This is a genomic window from Klebsiella sp. MBT K-1, assembly GCF_002556465.1.
Lineage (GTDB): Bacteria > Pseudomonadota > Gammaproteobacteria > Enterobacterales > Enterobacteriaceae > Klebsiella > Klebsiella grimontii.
The window spans coordinates 217,084-233,147 of sequence record NZ_PDEL01000007.1 but is presented as its reverse complement, the minus strand read 5'-3'; the positions used below and the strand labels follow the sequence as shown (position 1 = coordinate 233,147).

General features: G+C 54.4%; 15 protein-coding genes and 1 other RNA gene. 8 read left to right on the top strand and 8 right to left on the bottom strand.

Features of this window, described 5'->3' with window-relative positions; genetic code table 11:
- Positions 1–8: 8 nt before the first annotated feature.
- The 5 genes from gatZ to CMQ96_RS12670 all read right to left on the bottom strand — a co-directional run bounded on the left by gatZ (position 9) and on the right by CMQ96_RS12670 (position 5,499).
- Complete coding sequence (gene gatZ, locus CMQ96_RS12690) at positions 9–1,280, bottom strand: tagatose-bisphosphate aldolase subunit GatZ (protein ID WP_004135878.1); 1,272 nt, start codon at positions 1,278–1,280, stop codon at positions 9–11.
- A gap of 176 nt (positions 1,281–1,456) precedes the next feature.
- Positions 1,457–2,272, bottom strand: coding sequence for an HPr family phosphocarrier protein (locus tag CMQ96_RS12685; RefSeq protein ID WP_024358728.1), 816 nt, complete (start codon positions 2,270–2,272; stop codon positions 1,457–1,459).
- Between the two features lie 10 nt (positions 2,273–2,282).
- Positions 2,283–3,695 carry a PTS fructose transporter subunit IIC gene (locus CMQ96_RS12680; RefSeq protein WP_024358727.1) on the bottom strand — a complete coding sequence of 471 codons (1,413 nt, stop codon included), beginning with the start codon at positions 3,693–3,695 and terminating at the stop codon, positions 2,283–2,285.
- Positions 3,696–3,705: 10 nt separating this feature from the next.
- Positions 3,706–4,620, bottom strand: coding sequence for a 1-phosphofructokinase (gene pfkB / locus CMQ96_RS12675; protein WP_024358726.1), 915 nt, complete (start codon positions 4,618–4,620; stop codon positions 3,706–3,708).
- A gap of 24 nt (positions 4,621–4,644) precedes the next feature.
- The gene (locus CMQ96_RS12670; RefSeq protein WP_024358725.1) at positions 4,645–5,499 is read right to left on the bottom strand and encodes a tagatose bisphosphate family class II aldolase; all 855 of its coding nucleotides are present in this window, start codon (positions 5,497–5,499) and stop codon (positions 4,645–4,647) included.
- 352 nt (positions 5,500–5,851) lie between these two features.
- Between CMQ96_RS12670 and CMQ96_RS12665 the strand changes: the two genes are divergently transcribed.
- Entirely contained in the window at positions 5,852–6,646 is a 795-nt protein-coding gene (locus CMQ96_RS12665) for a DeoR/GlpR family DNA-binding transcription regulator (protein ID WP_155553545.1), read from the top strand.
- A gap of 10 nt (positions 6,647–6,656) precedes the next feature.
- A complete protein-coding gene (locus tag CMQ96_RS12660) occupies positions 6,657–7,604 on the top strand; it encodes a sugar kinase (RefSeq protein ID WP_004135886.1) in 948 nt (315 codons plus the stop codon).
- Between the two features lie 50 nt (positions 7,605–7,654).
- On the opposite strand, the gene garD is transcribed toward CMQ96_RS12660, so the two are convergent.
- Positions 7,655–9,226 carry a galactarate dehydratase gene (gene garD, locus CMQ96_RS12655; protein ID WP_098066890.1) on the bottom strand — a complete coding sequence of 524 codons (1,572 nt, stop codon included), beginning with the start codon at positions 9,224–9,226 and terminating at the stop codon, positions 7,655–7,657.
- A 392-nt stretch (positions 9,227–9,618) separates the two neighbouring features.
- Here garD and garP point away from each other — a divergent pair, with 392 nt between their 5' ends.
- The 6 genes from garP to CMQ96_RS12625 all read left to right on the top strand — a co-directional run bounded on the left by garP (position 9,619) and on the right by CMQ96_RS12625 (position 15,097).
- Complete coding sequence (gene garP, locus CMQ96_RS12650; protein WP_098066889.1) at positions 9,619–10,953, top strand: galactarate/glucarate/glycerate transporter GarP; 1,335 nt, start codon at positions 9,619–9,621, stop codon at positions 10,951–10,953.
- A gap of 28 nt (positions 10,954–10,981) precedes the next feature.
- On the top strand, positions 10,982–11,752 hold the full coding sequence (gene garL, locus CMQ96_RS12645; RefSeq protein ID WP_024358723.1) for a 2-dehydro-3-deoxyglucarate aldolase: 771 nt from the start codon (positions 10,982–10,984) through the stop codon (positions 11,750–11,752).
- Positions 11,753–11,780: 28 nt separating this feature from the next.
- Positions 11,781–12,671, top strand: a complete 891-nt coding sequence (gene garR, locus CMQ96_RS12640; RefSeq protein ID WP_004105999.1) for a 2-hydroxy-3-oxopropionate reductase — start codon at positions 11,781–11,783, stop codon at positions 12,669–12,671.
- Positions 12,672–12,736: 65 nt separating this feature from the next.
- A complete protein-coding gene (garK, locus tag CMQ96_RS12635) occupies positions 12,737–13,882 on the top strand; it encodes a glycerate 2-kinase (protein WP_098066888.1) in 1,146 nt (381 codons plus the stop codon).
- A gap of 32 nt (positions 13,883–13,914) precedes the next feature.
- An RNA gene (gene rnpB, locus CMQ96_RS12630) (RNase P RNA component class A) lies at positions 13,915–14,293 on the top strand.
- Between the two features lie 393 nt (positions 14,294–14,686).
- Positions 14,687–15,097 (top strand): Spy/CpxP family protein refolding chaperone, encoded by a 411-nt coding sequence (locus CMQ96_RS12625; protein ID WP_004135900.1) that lies wholly within the window; start codon positions 14,687–14,689, stop codon positions 15,095–15,097.
- Positions 15,098–15,130: 33 nt separating this feature from the next.
- On the opposite strand, the gene CMQ96_RS28665 is transcribed toward CMQ96_RS12625, so the two are convergent.
- Both CMQ96_RS28665 and CMQ96_RS12620 read right to left on the bottom strand, forming a co-directional pair.
- Positions 15,131–15,256 carry a hypothetical protein gene (locus CMQ96_RS28665; RefSeq protein ID WP_224231906.1) on the bottom strand — a complete coding sequence of 42 codons (126 nt, stop codon included), beginning with the start codon at positions 15,254–15,256 and terminating at the stop codon, positions 15,131–15,133.
- 60 nt (positions 15,257–15,316) lie between these two features.
- A complete protein-coding gene (locus tag CMQ96_RS12620; RefSeq protein WP_024358720.1) occupies positions 15,317–16,018 on the bottom strand; it encodes a pirin family protein in 702 nt (233 codons plus the stop codon).
- Between the last annotated feature and the right edge of the window lie 46 nt (positions 16,019–16,064).

Sequence of the window (16,064 nt, the reverse complement as noted above, 5' to 3'; positions counted from 1 at the left end):
CTCTTTACTCAGGCGATTTCAGATGAACAGCCGTAACGGTAAGCTCGCAGCACATCCTGAATCTTGTCGAGGATGAGGTCGTGCGGCACGGCGGCAAGTTCGTTTAACGACAGTCGTTCAAACTGCACGGGCATATACTGGCTGATAAGGCCCAGCGGTAGCTTAGTTTCGGTCAGGTTTGCAATTAACTTTTCCACGCTCTGGCGAATACGTGGATGCGGCCAGTAGTAGCGAATGCGGTCGGACAGGCTGAAGTGAATATCCACCATTGCCTGGCTCCAGGTCGGGCGGTAGTACTTTTTCCAGTAGCCCGGCTCGTTAAGCATCACTTCATCAATCACTTCCATTACGCGGCTGCGGGACTCCGGAGCGACCAGCTCATTTTCCATTTGCGCGAGGGCAAAAATGGCTTCACGCAGCGCGAAGGTCAGCGCCGGGCCCACTTTCAGGATGGCGTAATGGTCGCGCACCAGTGCCCGGTAGGCCTGACGAGACTGGTAATCAGTTGAGTGCGCTTCGTAGACCATCGGCGTGCCTTCGATCCACGCGGAGAGCGCTTTGGCGGCCTCCGGCTGGTAATGAATAATTTGCGTATGGTCGAACTCAACGCCGGGCTGCACCACGATAGCAATGACGCGCTCCAGCGCTGCGTTAAGACCCAGTTTGCGGAAGGCGGCTTCATGGGTTTCCAGCGTTGCCGCCGCATCCTGGGCGCGGGTCACGTGGACGCTGCCGATGGTGCTGGCTTCGCCGCCGGGAACCGGAACCTCGGTGCCGATGACATAGGTCAGATGGCGTTTCTGTTCGTCGGTTGCCGTCTCTTCCGCGGCCTGGCACAGGCGAGCGGCACGTTCGGCGACGATGGCCGGGTCCAGCGGTACCGGATCGTCAGCGCAGGACATGGAGGCATCGAGATGGATTTTGCTGAAGCCCGCGGCGACGTAGGCTTTAATCAGATCGACCGATTTCTCCATCGCTTCGGCGGCGGGTTCGCCCTGCCAGCAGTTCGGCCCGAGATGGTCGCCGCCGAGAATAATACGCTCTGACGGGAAACCGACTTCGCGGGCAATTTTATTCACGAAATCACGAAAGTCCGCAGGCTGCATTCCGGTGTAGCCGCCAAACTGGTTAACCTGATTAGAGGTTGCTTCGATAAGAACCTTGTTGTTGGTATGCAGATCGAAACGTAGCGCGGCTTCGATAACCAGCGGATGCGCGGAACAAACTGAGCAGATGCCGATGTGTTCGCCAGCTTTGTGGCGGGAAATAATATCTTTCATTTCAACCCTCCGTTTTCTTTCGAATATATTCGTTATGTTTTGTTTTGCTCGCAAACTCCTTTGTTTTGATTTGTGATCAATCTCGAAAAAAAGAAAGATAAAACGTAATGTTTCGAAAATTAAAGATAAAAAAACGCTCTGGCGATAACGGCAGAGCGTTTTTAATTTATTGAAATTTAACTAAATATTCGTGAAAGCCAGCTCCGTTTAGGCTTTTCTGCTGGCTGAACGACCCGCTGCGGCTGTGCGGCAATTTCGCCTAATCCGGCATTAAAGGCCGTACCGATAGCCTCCAGCGCCTGATGGGCATCTTCCCCGCTGGCCATAAAATGCAGCCGATGCCCCTGCTTTGCGCCGAGAGAAACGACCCGCATCAGATTTTTGGCGTCAACAATAGCGGAACGGGTGTCGAGATTTTCCACCCGAATTTGCGATCGCCACTGCTTCACCGCTTTCACCAGGACCGCGCTTGGCCGCGCGTGCAGTCCGTGGGGATTGCGGAGGGTAAACGTCGCCTCTTCATCGAACACCGGAGGCGGTTCCATATCTTCCCCTTCGGCAGGAAAGATATTTCCGGCCAGAATCTCCAGCACCGCCTGCGGACTCTCGGCGCGCGAGAGCGCTTCAGGCACGCGCTCGTCGCTCATGGCATGGGTAAGCTGGCGTAGAATATCGAGGTGTTCGCTATCCTGTGCGGCGATACCCACAATCAGATAAGCCGTTTGTTGCTCTCCCCAATCTACCCCCTGCGGGCAGGCCAGCACTTTCACTCCGGTTTTCAGTACCGCATCGCGACTCTGCGGCGTGCCGTGAGGAATGGCGATACCGTTGCCAAGGTACGTGCTGATTTGCCCTTCGCGATCGCGCATACCGTTCAGATAAGCGGCCGTGGTATGCCCGGCTTCGGTTAATCTGCCAACGACGCGTTGCAGCGCTTCATCTTTCGTTTTAATCTCGCGATCGAAATGGATATCTGCGCAACTCAGTTGCATAAATAGCTCCTTATTTAATGGCACCGGCAAGCGTTGTCGCTTCCTGGTTCCGTTTTTGCCATAGCCTCCAGCATCCCAGCATGACCGCGCCGCAGGCGGAACCGGCGAGAATACACAGTACCCACATCAGCGGTTTGCTTACCAGCGGCAGGATCAGGAAGCCGCCGTGCGGAGCAGGAACCTGGATTTGCAGGCTATAGCTGAGAACCGCAGAGATGGAAGAGGCGATCATCATCATAGGGATGACGCGTAAAGGATCTTTCGCGGCGAACGGAATAGCGCCTTCAGTAATATGGGTACAGCCGAGGATATAATTAACCATTCCGGCGGCGCGCTCTTCTTCACTGAAGCCTTTCGGGAAGAAGGTAGTCGCCAGCGCGATAACCAGCGGCGGCGTAATGCAGGCGGCGGAAACCCCGGCCATAAAGAAGTAGTTACCCTGGCCAAGCAGCAGCGTACCGGTGACGTAGGCGGCTTTATTCACCGGGCCGCCAAAGTCGAAGGAGCACATCGCGCCTACCACAATACCCAGCAGAATTGGGTTTGCTTCCTGCAATGAGCTCAGCCAGTTCATCATCGCGTTGTTGATAGCGGCGACGGGTTGACCCAGCAGCACCATCATCACGCCAATCACCAGTACGCCAACGAGCGGCATAATGAAGATCGATTTCAGCCCTTCATACTGGCGCGGCAGGCCGTTGAGCATATTGCGGATCAGCAGCATAAAATAACCGGCGGCGAAACCGGCGATAATCCCGCCGAGAAAGCCTGCGCCGGTTGCGTTGGCTAATAGCCCACCGACAAAGCCCGCGACCATACCGGGACGCCCGGAAATAGACCAGGCAATATAAGCGGTGAAAATCGGCACCATGATTGAGAAGGCCTGTTGACCCACTTTCATTAGCGTGGCGGCGATAACGTTATATTGCGGCGAGTTTGGATCGGCGGAGTAGATGCCCCACAGGAAGGAGATGGCAATCAAAATCCCTCCGGCGACAACAAACGGCAGCATGTTAGAGACGCCGCTCATCAGGTGCTTATATACCTGGCGCCCGAAAGACTCCCGCTCGTATTTCTCCGTTGAATCGTCGGAGGCAGAAATACCCTGACGACGCGCCGCCTGGCCGCTGATAACTTTATTAATTAAGTCGGCCGGATGGTGAATGGCTTCTTTAACCGGAACTTCAATGACCGGCAGACCATTAAATCGCTCGGCGTTAACGTCTTTATCAGCGGCAATAATAACACCATAAATATCTTTTAAATCCGCGGGCGTAATCGCATTTTCAACACCTGAAGCGCCGTTGGTTTCGACTTTAATTTCAATATTTAATTTCTTTGCTGCGGTTTTTAAGGCCTCTTCAGCCATAAAAGTATGCGCAATACCCGTAGGGCAACCGGTAACTGCAATGATTTTTTTCATAATCGGACCTTTATAATTGGACGACCTGAATTTGCTGTAATAATTCTTCTGTGCGTTGTAATTTTCCTAATCCGGCGGAGCCGGCGACGTCGGCGCCGGTCGCACTGGCTAGTGCCAGGGCGTGAGCAACATCTTCTTTATTAAGCCATTTACTAAGAAAAGCGCCCAGGGCGGCATCACCGGCGCAGGCGGAGCTGACCAGCGCAATTTTCGGTGCGGAGCAAAACCACACGCCTTCGCCATCAGAAAAGTAGAGTCCTTCCGCCCCCATCGTCAGCAGCACGTTGCGAGCGCCCAGCTGATGCAGGGTTCGCATTGCCTCGCGTACCTGCTGGTGGTTGCTGACGTCGAGACCAAAGATTTCCCGCAGCTCGTCATCGTTGGGTTTGATCAACAAAGGCCGTAATTCAAGCAGCTGGCGCAGGACCGGATGGCTGATATCGAGGATAACTTCACAGCCTTTCTGCTGGCATAATTCAATAATTTCAGCATATAATCGGCTTTCAATCCCCGGGGGCAGGCTGCCGCTAATCGCTAAATAATCACCAGAGGCGACGCATTGCAGATGATGCATAACCTGCTGTTTACACTCATCATCAATTTTTGCTCCAGGATTAACGAGCTTATATTCCTCAGCGCCGTCATTAATAAAAATATTAATTCTGGTTGGCTCAGAGACCCATGCCGGCGTCACTTTAATTTTTTTCTGACGTAACTCTTCCACAATATAACGGCCAGTGAAACCACCGAAAATACCTATAATGTGAGTGGGCTGCTGATAATGATTTAATATCAGCGATACGTTCACTCCTTTACCATTTGGGCAATATTCCGTGTGTCGGGTTCGGTTCACTGCCGACGGCTTCAGCGGATCGCAAAAGATATTCATATCGATTGCCGTATTGAGTGTCAGGGTATGGATCACGACATTGCTCCTTCGATCCGAAAATTACAGTTGTCCTTCACAGCCGCAAACGTGAATGACTTTGCGTACGACATCCTTCATCGCCGCTTTGGCCGGTTTCATGTAATGACGCGGATCGTTAGCGTCCGGATTTTCCTCGAAATAGTGCTTCAGGGCATCGGAGAAAGCGATTTTCAGTTCGGTGGCGACGTTGACCTTGCACACGCCCAGCGAAATTGCCCGACGGATGTCGCTATCGGGCAGGCCTGACGCGCCATGAAGAACCAGAGGAACGTCAACGCGATCGCGAATGGCGGCAAGGCGGTCAAAATCGAGTTTAGGTTCCGCAGCGTACAAGCCGTGCGCTGTACCGATAGCCACCGCCAGGGAGTCGATGCCGGTGCGGGCGACAAATTCGCGCGCCTGTTCCGGGTTGGTATACAGCGCATCTTTTGCATCAACCACCAAATCATCTTCCACACCGCCCAGGCGGCCAAGCTCGGCTTCGACGCTGGCATCATAGCGGTGGCTCAGTTCAACCACACTCTTGACTAACGCGACGTTTTCTTCAAAAGGCGAATGCGATCCGTCGATCATGACCGAGCGGATACCGGCCTGTACTTTGCGCGTGATATCGGCCAGATCTTCATGGTGATCGAGGTGGACTGCTAAAGGAAGATCCCAGATCTTAGCCAGATCGCGAGCGATCGCTACTACGTTACCGGTTCCTGCATAGCTGTAAGTTCCCGGGGTGCCGGCAAGAATCAGGGGAGAACGCAGCTCGGCAGCCGTCTCTACCACCACCTGCATCGTTTCCAGGTTGTGGATATTAAAGGCAGGAACGGCATAGCCGAGGCGTTGAGCTTTCAACAGCATATTTTTACTGGAGATAATGAACATTCTTACTCCTTTACTTTTATATTGTAAGTTTGTTTTCGTATATAACCTTCGTTTTGAAAGTAATGTAGCGATCGACCCGCGTTTTTGTTGTGATCAACCGCACACATCAGCGATATTTTTTTATAAATGAAAGTTATTCTGTCTTGTTTGTTTTCTTTTTTAAAATTATATTAAGAAGTGAGGTTGATTGTAAGTTTCTGAATTAAATGATTTTAATTTGGTATCAAACCCATATGGACGGCCTTACGTTTGACAATGTGGCGGGGAAATTTAAAAATGAAAGTTATTCTGGGAGAAAATAAGAAGGCACAACACTGTGGCAAAACCGTCAACAAGTCTGCTGAAAAGGCGCCTGGACATCGCGGAGATCGTGCGTAAGAACGGAGAGATCAAAGTCGACGATCTGGCTGAAATGCTGGCTGTTTCCGGGGTAACGATTCGTAACGATCTTAACTACCTTGAACAGCAGGGCTACCTGAAGCGCTCTTTTGGCGGCGCAATATACACTTCCCAGGCAGGGACGCCGGTTGCCCTGGTTCAGGAGGCGCCGGTTGTCACCGATAAAGCGCTGGAGACCGAAATGGCTCGCCAGATCGCCGCGCAGATCGAAGATAGTGAAACGCTATTCCTGGGTCAGGGCTCGATATTACGTAAAGTGATCCCCTTCCTTGCCGGTTATGACGAGCTCTGTCTACTGTTGAACGACCTGGCGCATGTGCCGCTGGCGCAGGAGTTTCTGAATGGCGAAACCGTGCTGCTCGGCGGCGTACTAGGGAGCAGCGGCAAAATAGTCGAAGGCGATCTGGCGTTAAGCGCGCTGGGTCATTATCGCCCCTCGCGAGCGCTGATAGCTGTCGATCATATTGCTGAGGATGGCACTTTAAGCGTCAGGCAGGAAGCCAGCGCCCGCCTGTTGAGCGAAGCGGTGTCGCAAAGCGAGAGGGTGATCGCGGTAGCCGCACATCGTCCGGTCTATGGCGATAAGCGTTACGCGATTGGCGAGTTGCAGCAACTTAGCGGCATCGTTACGCCGCAGGTGGTTGCCGCGGAGTATCACGCCCGCCTTCTTGCTGCCGGACTGACGAATAGCTATACCAATAACGAGTGCCTGACATGGCTCAACCCTGCTTTGCAAAAGGCAAAGTAAAGGAGCGATGATGAACGTGACCATTTGCACCATTGGCGAACTACTGGTGGAGTTTCTGGCAAAAGAAGAGAGCCAGGGTTTTTCTCGTCCGGGAGAGTTTTGGGGGCCATATCCCAGCGGCGCGCCAGCAATTTTCGCCGATCAGGTGGCGAAGCTGGGGCTAGGTTCGGTGCTTTTCAGCTGCGTCGGCAACGATGCTTTTGGGGAAATGAATATTGCGCGGCTGGAAAGCGATGGCGTCAACGTTAACGGGATCGCGATGCTGCAAAAGGCGACTACAGGCAGCGCTTTTGTGAGCTACCGCAGCCAGGCGCAGCGCGATTTTATTTTCAATATGCCAAACAGCGCCTGTGGTCTGCTAACCGCCGACCATATCGATGACCGCCTGCTTAACCAGTGCAACCATTTCCACATTATGGGCTCTTCGCTGTTTTCGTTTCGCATGATCGACGCGATGCGTAAAGCGATTGAAAATATTAAAGCGCGCGACGGCACGGTTTCGTTCGATCCCAATATCCGTAAAGAGATGCTCAATATCCCGGAAATGTCGCAGGCCTTTGAATATATTCTTGATTATACCGATATCTTCCTGCCAAGCGACGGCGAACTGGATTACTTTGGCCTCAACCCGGGGCGCGATGAACAGGTGCTGGTGGATAAGCTTTTAAAGCGCGGCGTAAAGCACGTGGTGATTAAACGCGGCCCGCGCGGAGCGAGCTATTTCAGCGCCCGGGAAACGCATCATGTTACCGGGTTTCATGTCCCGGTTGTGGATCCAACGGGAGCTGGCGACTGCTTCGGCGCGACCTTTGTCAGCCTGTTCCTGTCCGGCGCATCGCCGCAGGAGGCACTGAGATGGGCTAATGCCAGCGGCTCTCTGGCGATTTCCCGCCGTGGCCCGATGGAGGGAACTTCCACGAAGGCGCAGATAGAGGCCTTTCTTAACGCGCATCAATAGCGGAGGTATCCCGCCCGAAGCATCACGAGCGGGATAAATCGCTGATTCGATCAGGTCACCGGCGCCGGGTTAAACACCGCCAGCTGATTGTGCAATCCCCATTGATCCGAGAAGGTTTTCTTGCGGCCGCTGGCGACATCAAGAATAAACTCAAACAGCTTCAGCCCTACCTCTTCGATGGTTTCTTCGCCGGTGGCGATGGTTCCCGCGTTGATATCCATTAAGTCGTACCAGCGGTTTGCCAGCTCGGTACGCGTCGCCATTTTAATCACCGGCACGGCGACCAGGCCATACGGCGTACCGCGACCGGTAGTAAACACCTGCACGGTGATCCCGGACGCCACCTGCTGAGTACCGCAGACAAAGTCGCTCGCCGGCGTCGCGGCGTAAATCAGACCGCGTTTGGTTGGGCGTTGCCCCGGAGAGAGTACTTCGGCAATCGCGCTCTTCCCGGACTTGGCGATAGAGCCCAGCGCTTTCTCTACAACGTTCGCCAGGCCGCCTTTCTTGTTGCCCGGGGAGGGGTTGGCGCTGCGGTCGGTTTTGCCCATATCGAGATAGTTATCATACCAGGCCATCTCCTCCAGCAGGCGTTTACCGACTTCCTCGTTGATGGCGCGCGGCGTCAGAAGATGGATCGCATCGCGCACCTCGGTGACTTCGGAAAACATCACCGTCGCTCCGCAGCGCACCAGCAGATCGGACGCGTAGCCCACCGCCGGGTTGGCGGTGACGCCAGAAAACGCATCGCTGCCGCCGCACTGCATACCGACAACCAGCTCGGAGGCAGGGCAGTTTTCACGCTGGCGCTGGTTCAGTTTCTCCAGATGGCGCTCGGCGACCTGCAAGATGTCATCCACCATTGATTTAAAACCGACGTGCTTCTCATCCTGCAGGCTGACGATGCTGGCGCTATCCACCGGGATGCCTTTCACATCATTGGTGCCTTCCAGCAGGCGCTCCGGCTGCAGTTTTTCGCAGCCGAGGCCAATGACCATCACTTCGCCGCCGAAGTTTGGATTAAGCGCCAGGTTGTGAATGGTGCGGATGGGCACGACCGCCGCCGGGGCGTTAATCGCCACGCCGCAGCCATACAGGTGGTTCAGACCCACGACGCCATCGACGTTGGGATACTTCGGCAGCAGATCGCGTTCGATAATTTTCACCACGTAATCGACGACCCCCGCCACGCAGTGCACGCTGGTGCTAATGCCGAGCAGGTTTTTGGTGCCGACGCTCCCGTCGGCGTTGCGATAGCCTTCGAAGGTGTAGCCTTCCAGCGGCGGCAGCGGCGCCGGGACTTTGGTCGCCAGCGGCAAAGTATGCAGCGGCGGCGCTTTCGGCAGTTCGACCAGCGATTCGTCAATCCAGCTGCCCTGCGGGATATCGCGTACCGCGTAGCCAATCACTTCGCCATAGCGGATGATTTCACCGTGTACAGGAATATCGACCAGCGCGACTTTGTGGCCTTGCGGGATATGTTCAACCAGCGTGAGCCCGTCAGGGAAACGCGTTCCGGCCGTTAAACCTCGATCGTTAACAATAATCGCCACGTTATCCGTTTCGTGTACTTTTATATAAAACGCCGTTGGCGATTCTTGTCTAATTTCAATGTCAGCCATTGTCCAGTATTCTCCAGCAAGGTGCGAATAATAAATAAAACGTTTATTCAATTTCTGATGTGCAGATTTGTGAAATAGAGAATGTCAGGTGTTTGAATCTGAAAATGTGATCTATATCACCCATTGCTGTGAGCGCCAATTCGCTAAAGTGGGAAATCGCTGGAACTGTGGATCAGCGCCCACTCATTGCTGCATTTGCACAACAATAACGATAATTAAACGCCATTTACAGGTTATGTGCACAGTGTTTAACGCTCGTAAGCTGATTATACTGAGTCATGCTTGCAATGCGCCGGATAAGTAAATCGATACCTTATGATATTGATTTCTGAATAATGAAGAGTCACACCAAAATAAATAATGGAAGGTGTGTTGTACCTGAGGAATATTAAATGAGTCTGGATGCAACGATAGAACAGAAAAAGGAAGTGCCAACCCGATATTTAATTCTGTTGATCATTTTCATTGTTACCGCCGTTAACTATGCCGACCGGGCGACGCTGTCGATCGCCGGTACAGAGGTGGCGAAAGAGCTGCAGCTGAGCGCGGTATCAATGGGCTATATTTTCTCCGCTTTCGGCTGGGCCTACCTGCTGATGCAGATCCCCGGCGGCTGGCTGCTCGATAAATTTGGATCGAAAAAGGTCTACTCTTACAGCCTGTTCTTCTGGTCGCTGTTCACCTTCCTGCAAGGCTTTGTGGATATGTTTCCGCTGGCGTGGGCGGGCATCTCAATGTTTTTTATGCGCTTTATGCTGGGCTTTTCAGAAGCGCCTTCTTTCCCGGCAAACGCCCGTATCGTCGCGGCCTGGTTTCCGACGAAAGAGCGCGGCACCGCATCGGCGATCTTTAACTCCGCACAGTATTTCTCCCTGGCGCTGTTCTCGCCGCTGCTGGGCTGGCTGACCTTCGCCTGGGGCTGGGAGCACGTTTTCACCGTGATGGGTGTGATTGGTTTTGTGCTGACCGGCCTGTGGATAAAACTGATCCATAATCCCACTGACCATCCGCGCATGACGCAAGAGGAGCTGAAGTTTATCTCCGAGAATGGCGCAGTGGTTGATATGGACCATAAAAAGCCCGGCAGCGTGGCGGCCAGCGGCCCGAAGCTTCACTATATCAAGCAGCTGCTGACCAACCGCATGATGCTGGGCGTATTCTTCGGTCAATATTTTATCAATACCATTACCTGGTTCTTCCTCACCTGGTTCCCGATTTATCTGGTGCAGGAAAAGGGTATGTCGATTCTGAAAGTGGGTCTGGTCGCATCGATTCCGGCGCTGTGCGGTTTTGCCGGCGGCGTGCTGGGCGGCGTGTTCTCTGACTCTCTGATTAAACGCGGTTTTTCCATCACCGTGGCGCGTAAACTGCCGATCGTCCTCGGAATGCTGCTGGCGTCCACCATCATTCTGTGTAACTACACCGATAACACCGCGCTGGTGGTGACCCTGATGGCGCTGGCTTTCTTCGGTAAAGGGTTCGGCGCGCTGGGCTGGCCGGTGATTTCCGATACCGCGCCGAAAGAGATTGTCGGCCTGTGCGGCGGTGTCTTTAACGTATTTGGTAACGTCGCTTCCATCGTAACCCCGCTGGTTATCGGTTACCTGGTGAGCGAGCTGCACTCATTCAACGCAGCGCTGGTCTTCGTCGGATGCTCGGCCCTGATGGCGATGGTTTGCTATCTGTTTGTGGTCGGCGACATCAAACGTATGGAACTGCAGAAATAATTAACGGTTAAGTGACAAGGTATAAGTGATGAATAACGATATCTTCCCGAACAAATTTAAGGCGGCCCTGGCGGCGCATCAGGTTCAGATTGGCTGCTGGTCCGCGCTGGCGAGCCCAATTAGCACCGAAGTTTTAGGTCTGGCAGGTTTCGACTGGCTGGTACTGGACGGCGAACATGCGCCGAACGATATCTCCACCTTTATCCCGCAGTTGATGGCGCTGAAAGGCAGCGCCAGCGCGCCGGTCGTCCGCGTACCGACCAATGAGCCGGTGATCATTAAGCGTCTGCTGGATATCGGTTTTTATAACTTCCTGATTCCGTTTGTCGAAACGGAAGAGCAGGCGGTTAACGCCGTCGCCTCAACCCGCTACCCGCCTGAAGGCATTCGCGGCGTATCTGTATCGCACCGCGCCAATATGTTTGGCACCGTGCCGGATTACTTCGCGCAGTCGAACAAAAATATCACCATTCTCGTGCAAATCGAGAGCCAGCAGGGCGTGGATAACGTTGATGCGATAGCCGCCACGCCGGGCGTGGACGGTATTTTTGTCGGCCCAAGCGATCTGGCCGCTGCGCTGGGCCATCTGGGCAATGCTTCCCATCCGGAAGTGCAGAAAGCGATTCAGCACATTTTTGCCAGCGCGAAGAAGCACGGTAAGCCGAGCGGTATTCTGGCGCCGGTTGAAGCCGACGCGCGCCGCTATCTGGAATGGGGCGCGACCTTTGTCGCCGTCGGCAGCGACCTGGGCGTATTCCGCTCTGCCACGCAGAAACTGGCTGACTCCTTTAAGAAATAACCACCACCGAAACTAGAGAGATAAAGACATGACAATGAAAGTTGGTTTTATTGGCCTCGGTATCATGGGTAAACCAATGAGTAAAAACCTCCTCAAGGCAGGTTACTCGTTGGTGGTTGCTGACCGTAATCCGGAAGCGATTGCCGAAGTGATTGCCGCAGGCGCAGAAACCGCCGCGTCAGCGAAAGCGATTGCCGAGCAATGCGATGTGATCATCACCATGCTGCCGAACTCGCCGCATGTGAAAGAAGTGGCGCTGGGCGAAGGCGGCATTATCGAAGGCGCGAAGCCGGGCACCGTGCTTATCGATATGAGCTCCATTGCGCCGCTGGCGAGCCGCGAAATCAGCGAAGCGCTGAAAGCGAAAGGCGTCGATATGCTGGATGCGCCGGTCAGCGGCGGCGAACCGAAGGCCATCGACGGTACGCTGTCGGTGATGGTGGGCGGTGATAAAGCGATTTTCGACAAATATTACGATCTGCTGAAAGCGATGGCGGGTTCCGTGGTGCATACCGGCGAGATCGGCGCGGGCAACGTGACCAAGCTGGCCAACCAGGTGATCGTGGCGCTGAACATTGCGGCGATGTCCGAAGCGCTGACGCTGGCGACCAAAGCGGGCGTAAACCCGGATCTGGTGTATCAGGCCATTCGCGGCGGGCTGGCCGGGAGCACCGTGCTGGATGCCAAAGCGCCAATGGTGATGGACCGCAACTTCAAGCCGGGCTTCCGTATCGATCTGCATATTAAAGATCTGGCGAATGCGCTGGACACCTCCCACGGCGTGGGCGCCCAGCTGCCGCTGACCGCCGCGGTGATGGAGATGATGCAGGCGCTGCGCGCCGACGGTTTGGGTACCGCCGACCATAGCGCGCTTGCATGTTACTACGAAAAACTGGCGAAAGTGGAAGTCACTCGCTAACAAGAAGGGCGCGGATGCGCGCCCTGTAATTCTTGCCTTGCGCGGCACTGTCAGGCTACATAACTATGAAAATCGTAATCGCCCCAGACTCTTATAAAGAAAGCCTCTCGGCCACCGAGGTTGCTCAGGCTATAGAAAAAGGTTTTCGGGAAATTTTCCCCGATGCGCTCTACGTGAAGGTTCCTCTCGCCGATGGCGGAGAGGGGACCGTTGAGGCGATGATTGCCGCGACGCAGGGAACCGAAATGAGCGCCTGCGTGACGGGGCCGCTGGGCGTCCCGGTGGATGCCTGCTGGGGGCTTTCCGGCGATGGCAAAACCGCGTTTATCGAAATGGCGGCGGCCAGCGGGCTGGGGCTGGTGCCGCCCGCTCAGCGTAATCCGCTACTGACGACATCGCGCGGTACCGGCGAGCTGATTTTGCACGCGCTGGATCACGGAGCGAAAAACATCATTATTGGCATTGGCGGCAGCGCCACCAACGACGGGGGCGCGGGGATGGTGCAGGCGCTGGGCGCGCGTCTTTGCGATGCCAATGGCGCGGAGATCGGCCACGGCGGCGGTAGCCTGGGTAGTCTGAATTCGATAGATATCACCGGCCTCGATGCGCGGCTGCATGATTGCGCCATTCGGGTGGCCTGCGATGTCACCAATCCGCTGATCGGCGATACCGGCGCATCAAGAATTTTTGGCCCGCAGAAAGGGGCTACCGAAGCGATGATCCGCGAGCTGGACAGCAACCTGGCGCACTATGCGGACGTTATTAAGGCCGATCTGCATGTCGATGTGAAGCAGGTTGCTGGCGCGGGCGCCGCGGGCGGTATGGGCGCTGCGCTGATGGCGTTTCTCAATGCTGAATTACGCAGCGGGATTGAAATCGTGACCCAGGCGCTGAATCTGGAAGAACATATTCTCGATTGCTCGCTGGTGGTGACCGGCGAAGGCCGGCTGGATAGCCAGAGCATTAACGGTAAAGTGCCGGTTGGCGTGGCGAGCGTGGCGAAAAAGTACCATAAACCGGTGATTGGTATCGCCGGCAGCCTGACCCGCGACGTGGGCGTGGTTCATCAGTATGGGATTGATGCGGTATTTAGCGTGCTGACCAGCGTAACGACGCTGGAAGAGGCGTTACGCGGCGCGGCGGACAATATTTATCGTGCGTCGCGTAATATTGCGGCGACATTGCAGGTCGGGATGGCGACGGAAGGATGACAACCGCCGGCAAACCCTCTATACTTCGCGCCGAAGCTGACCAGACAGTCGCCGCTTCGTCGTCGTCCTCTTCGGGGGAGACGGGCGAAGGGGAGGAAAGTCCGGGCTCCATAGGGCAGGGTGCCAGGTAACGCCTGGGAGGCGCAAGCCTACGACCAGTGCAACAGAGAGCAAACCGCCGATGGCCCACGCAAGTGGGATCAGGTAAGGGTGAAAGGGTGCGGTAAGAGCGCACCGCGCGTCTGGTAACAGTTCGCGGCACGGTAAACTCCACCCGGAGCAAGGCCAAATAGGGGTTCACAAGGTACGGCCCGTACTGAACCCGGGTAGGCTGCTTGAGCCAGTGAGCGATTGCTGGCCTAGATGAATGACTGTCCACGACAGAACCCGGCTTAACGGTCAGCTTCCTCATTCAAAGAAAACCCTCGTCAGCAATGGCGGGGGTTTTTGCTTCATATGGCAGGTTGAAACACAGGGCAGATGAATGCCTGTCCACGACGCTAGCGGGCATAGGGCGCGGGTGTAGTCGATCAGGTAAGGCGTCAGCCACCACCTGGCAATAAAGCGGAGACAACGCGCAAGGCAGGTCTGCCATCAACCGCAGGATGAATCATACGGCCATTAATTTTCCTTTCTTATTTATTATATATTTTAAATAAATGCATTTGGTTTTATTATTCATATTTATTATGTGTTTTCTTTTTTTAACTACATTTATATGCACTATTTTTTACATTTCTTCATCTGCTTCTGAAAAATAATAGCCAGCCACATCGGTGATAATTAATCAGGATAAAAGAAAAAATGAAATTAATGACCCGCATTGCAGTGACAACCGTCCTCGCCACTGGCTTCTCAATGGCGGCACAGGCTGCGGATGTTAACGCTGCGCCAGCCCCGGCGCAGGATCCGATCGTCCAGCACTTAAAACTGACCAACGATCAGGTAACGAAAATTAAAAGCCTGCATCAGCAGCTGGAGAAAAGCGTTCAGCAGATCTCGCAGAAAGATATTAAAGACGGCGTATTATTTGATGTAATTGATTCCGGAAAATGGAATGAAAAAGCGGTCAAAGATCAGCTGGCGGCGTTTAGCAAAGTCGAACAGCAGGTTCGCTATTATCGCGTGAAGTACTATTTTGATGTCAATCAGGTCCTGACGCCAGAACAGCGTAAGCAGGTACAAAAAGATTTAGCTCAGGCACTGAGTGAGTAAATCTATCGGCCCCGGCTGGGGCCGATATTGACGTCAGGCAACGCTTTCTTCATCCTGGAGCCGTATCTCCGCTTCTGCGACGATCGCCTCCAGCTCGCTTAACATCTCTTCATAACCAAAACCCACCGTTGTCATGGTTTCTGGTTGCGGCTGCGGCACTGCTAGCGCCACTTTTTTGGTTTTCTTCTTGCCCACTGACACACTCCCTTACTGCCGTTGTTACACTGGTAAATCTATCAGCAAAGCGCGCAGCGGCGTATCGGCGACGAGGGTAATGTTAGCTTCGTCACGAATAAACGCGCCATCGCCGCAGGTCAGTGCCTGTTTCTCTTCTTCCTGTACCCGTGCATGCACCGTGCCATGAATCGACTGCAGGTAGGCCCGTGGGCCGTGGAGCTGCACGCTAAGCTGCTCGGCTTTCGCCAGATTGATATGGTGGATCCATACCTGCTGGCGCAGCTGGAGACTCTTCTGGCTGCCATCCGGCGAAGCCAGCAGCTGCTGAGCTCCCTCGGCGATAGCGATTTTTTGCACCAGCGGGTTTTCATGCTGCGGGCAGGCATCCAGCCACAGCTGCATTCGCGTCAGCGAGCGCTCTTTGCTCAGGTTGTGCTCGCTGTAGCTCACGCCGGGCTGGGTAGAAATCAGCAGCGCTTCGCCAGCTTTCGCCTGGATATGGTTGCCATCGCTGTCGCGGTATTCCGCTTCACCTTCCAGAATCAGGTTCAGAATGTCGACTTTCGGATAGGTGCGCGGCTGAAACGACGCGCCGGGCGCCAGAACTTCCTGGTTGAGCACGCGCAGCGACGCGTAACCTAGCAATTTCGGGTCGAAGTAGTGGCCAAAGGAAAAGGTGTAGCGGGCCTGCAGCCAGCCGAAGTCAGCTTGACCGCACTGTTTGGCTGTTCGGGTTGTAATCATCTTCTTGACCTCTCTTTACACTAAATCAATGGTAAAGGTATGGACG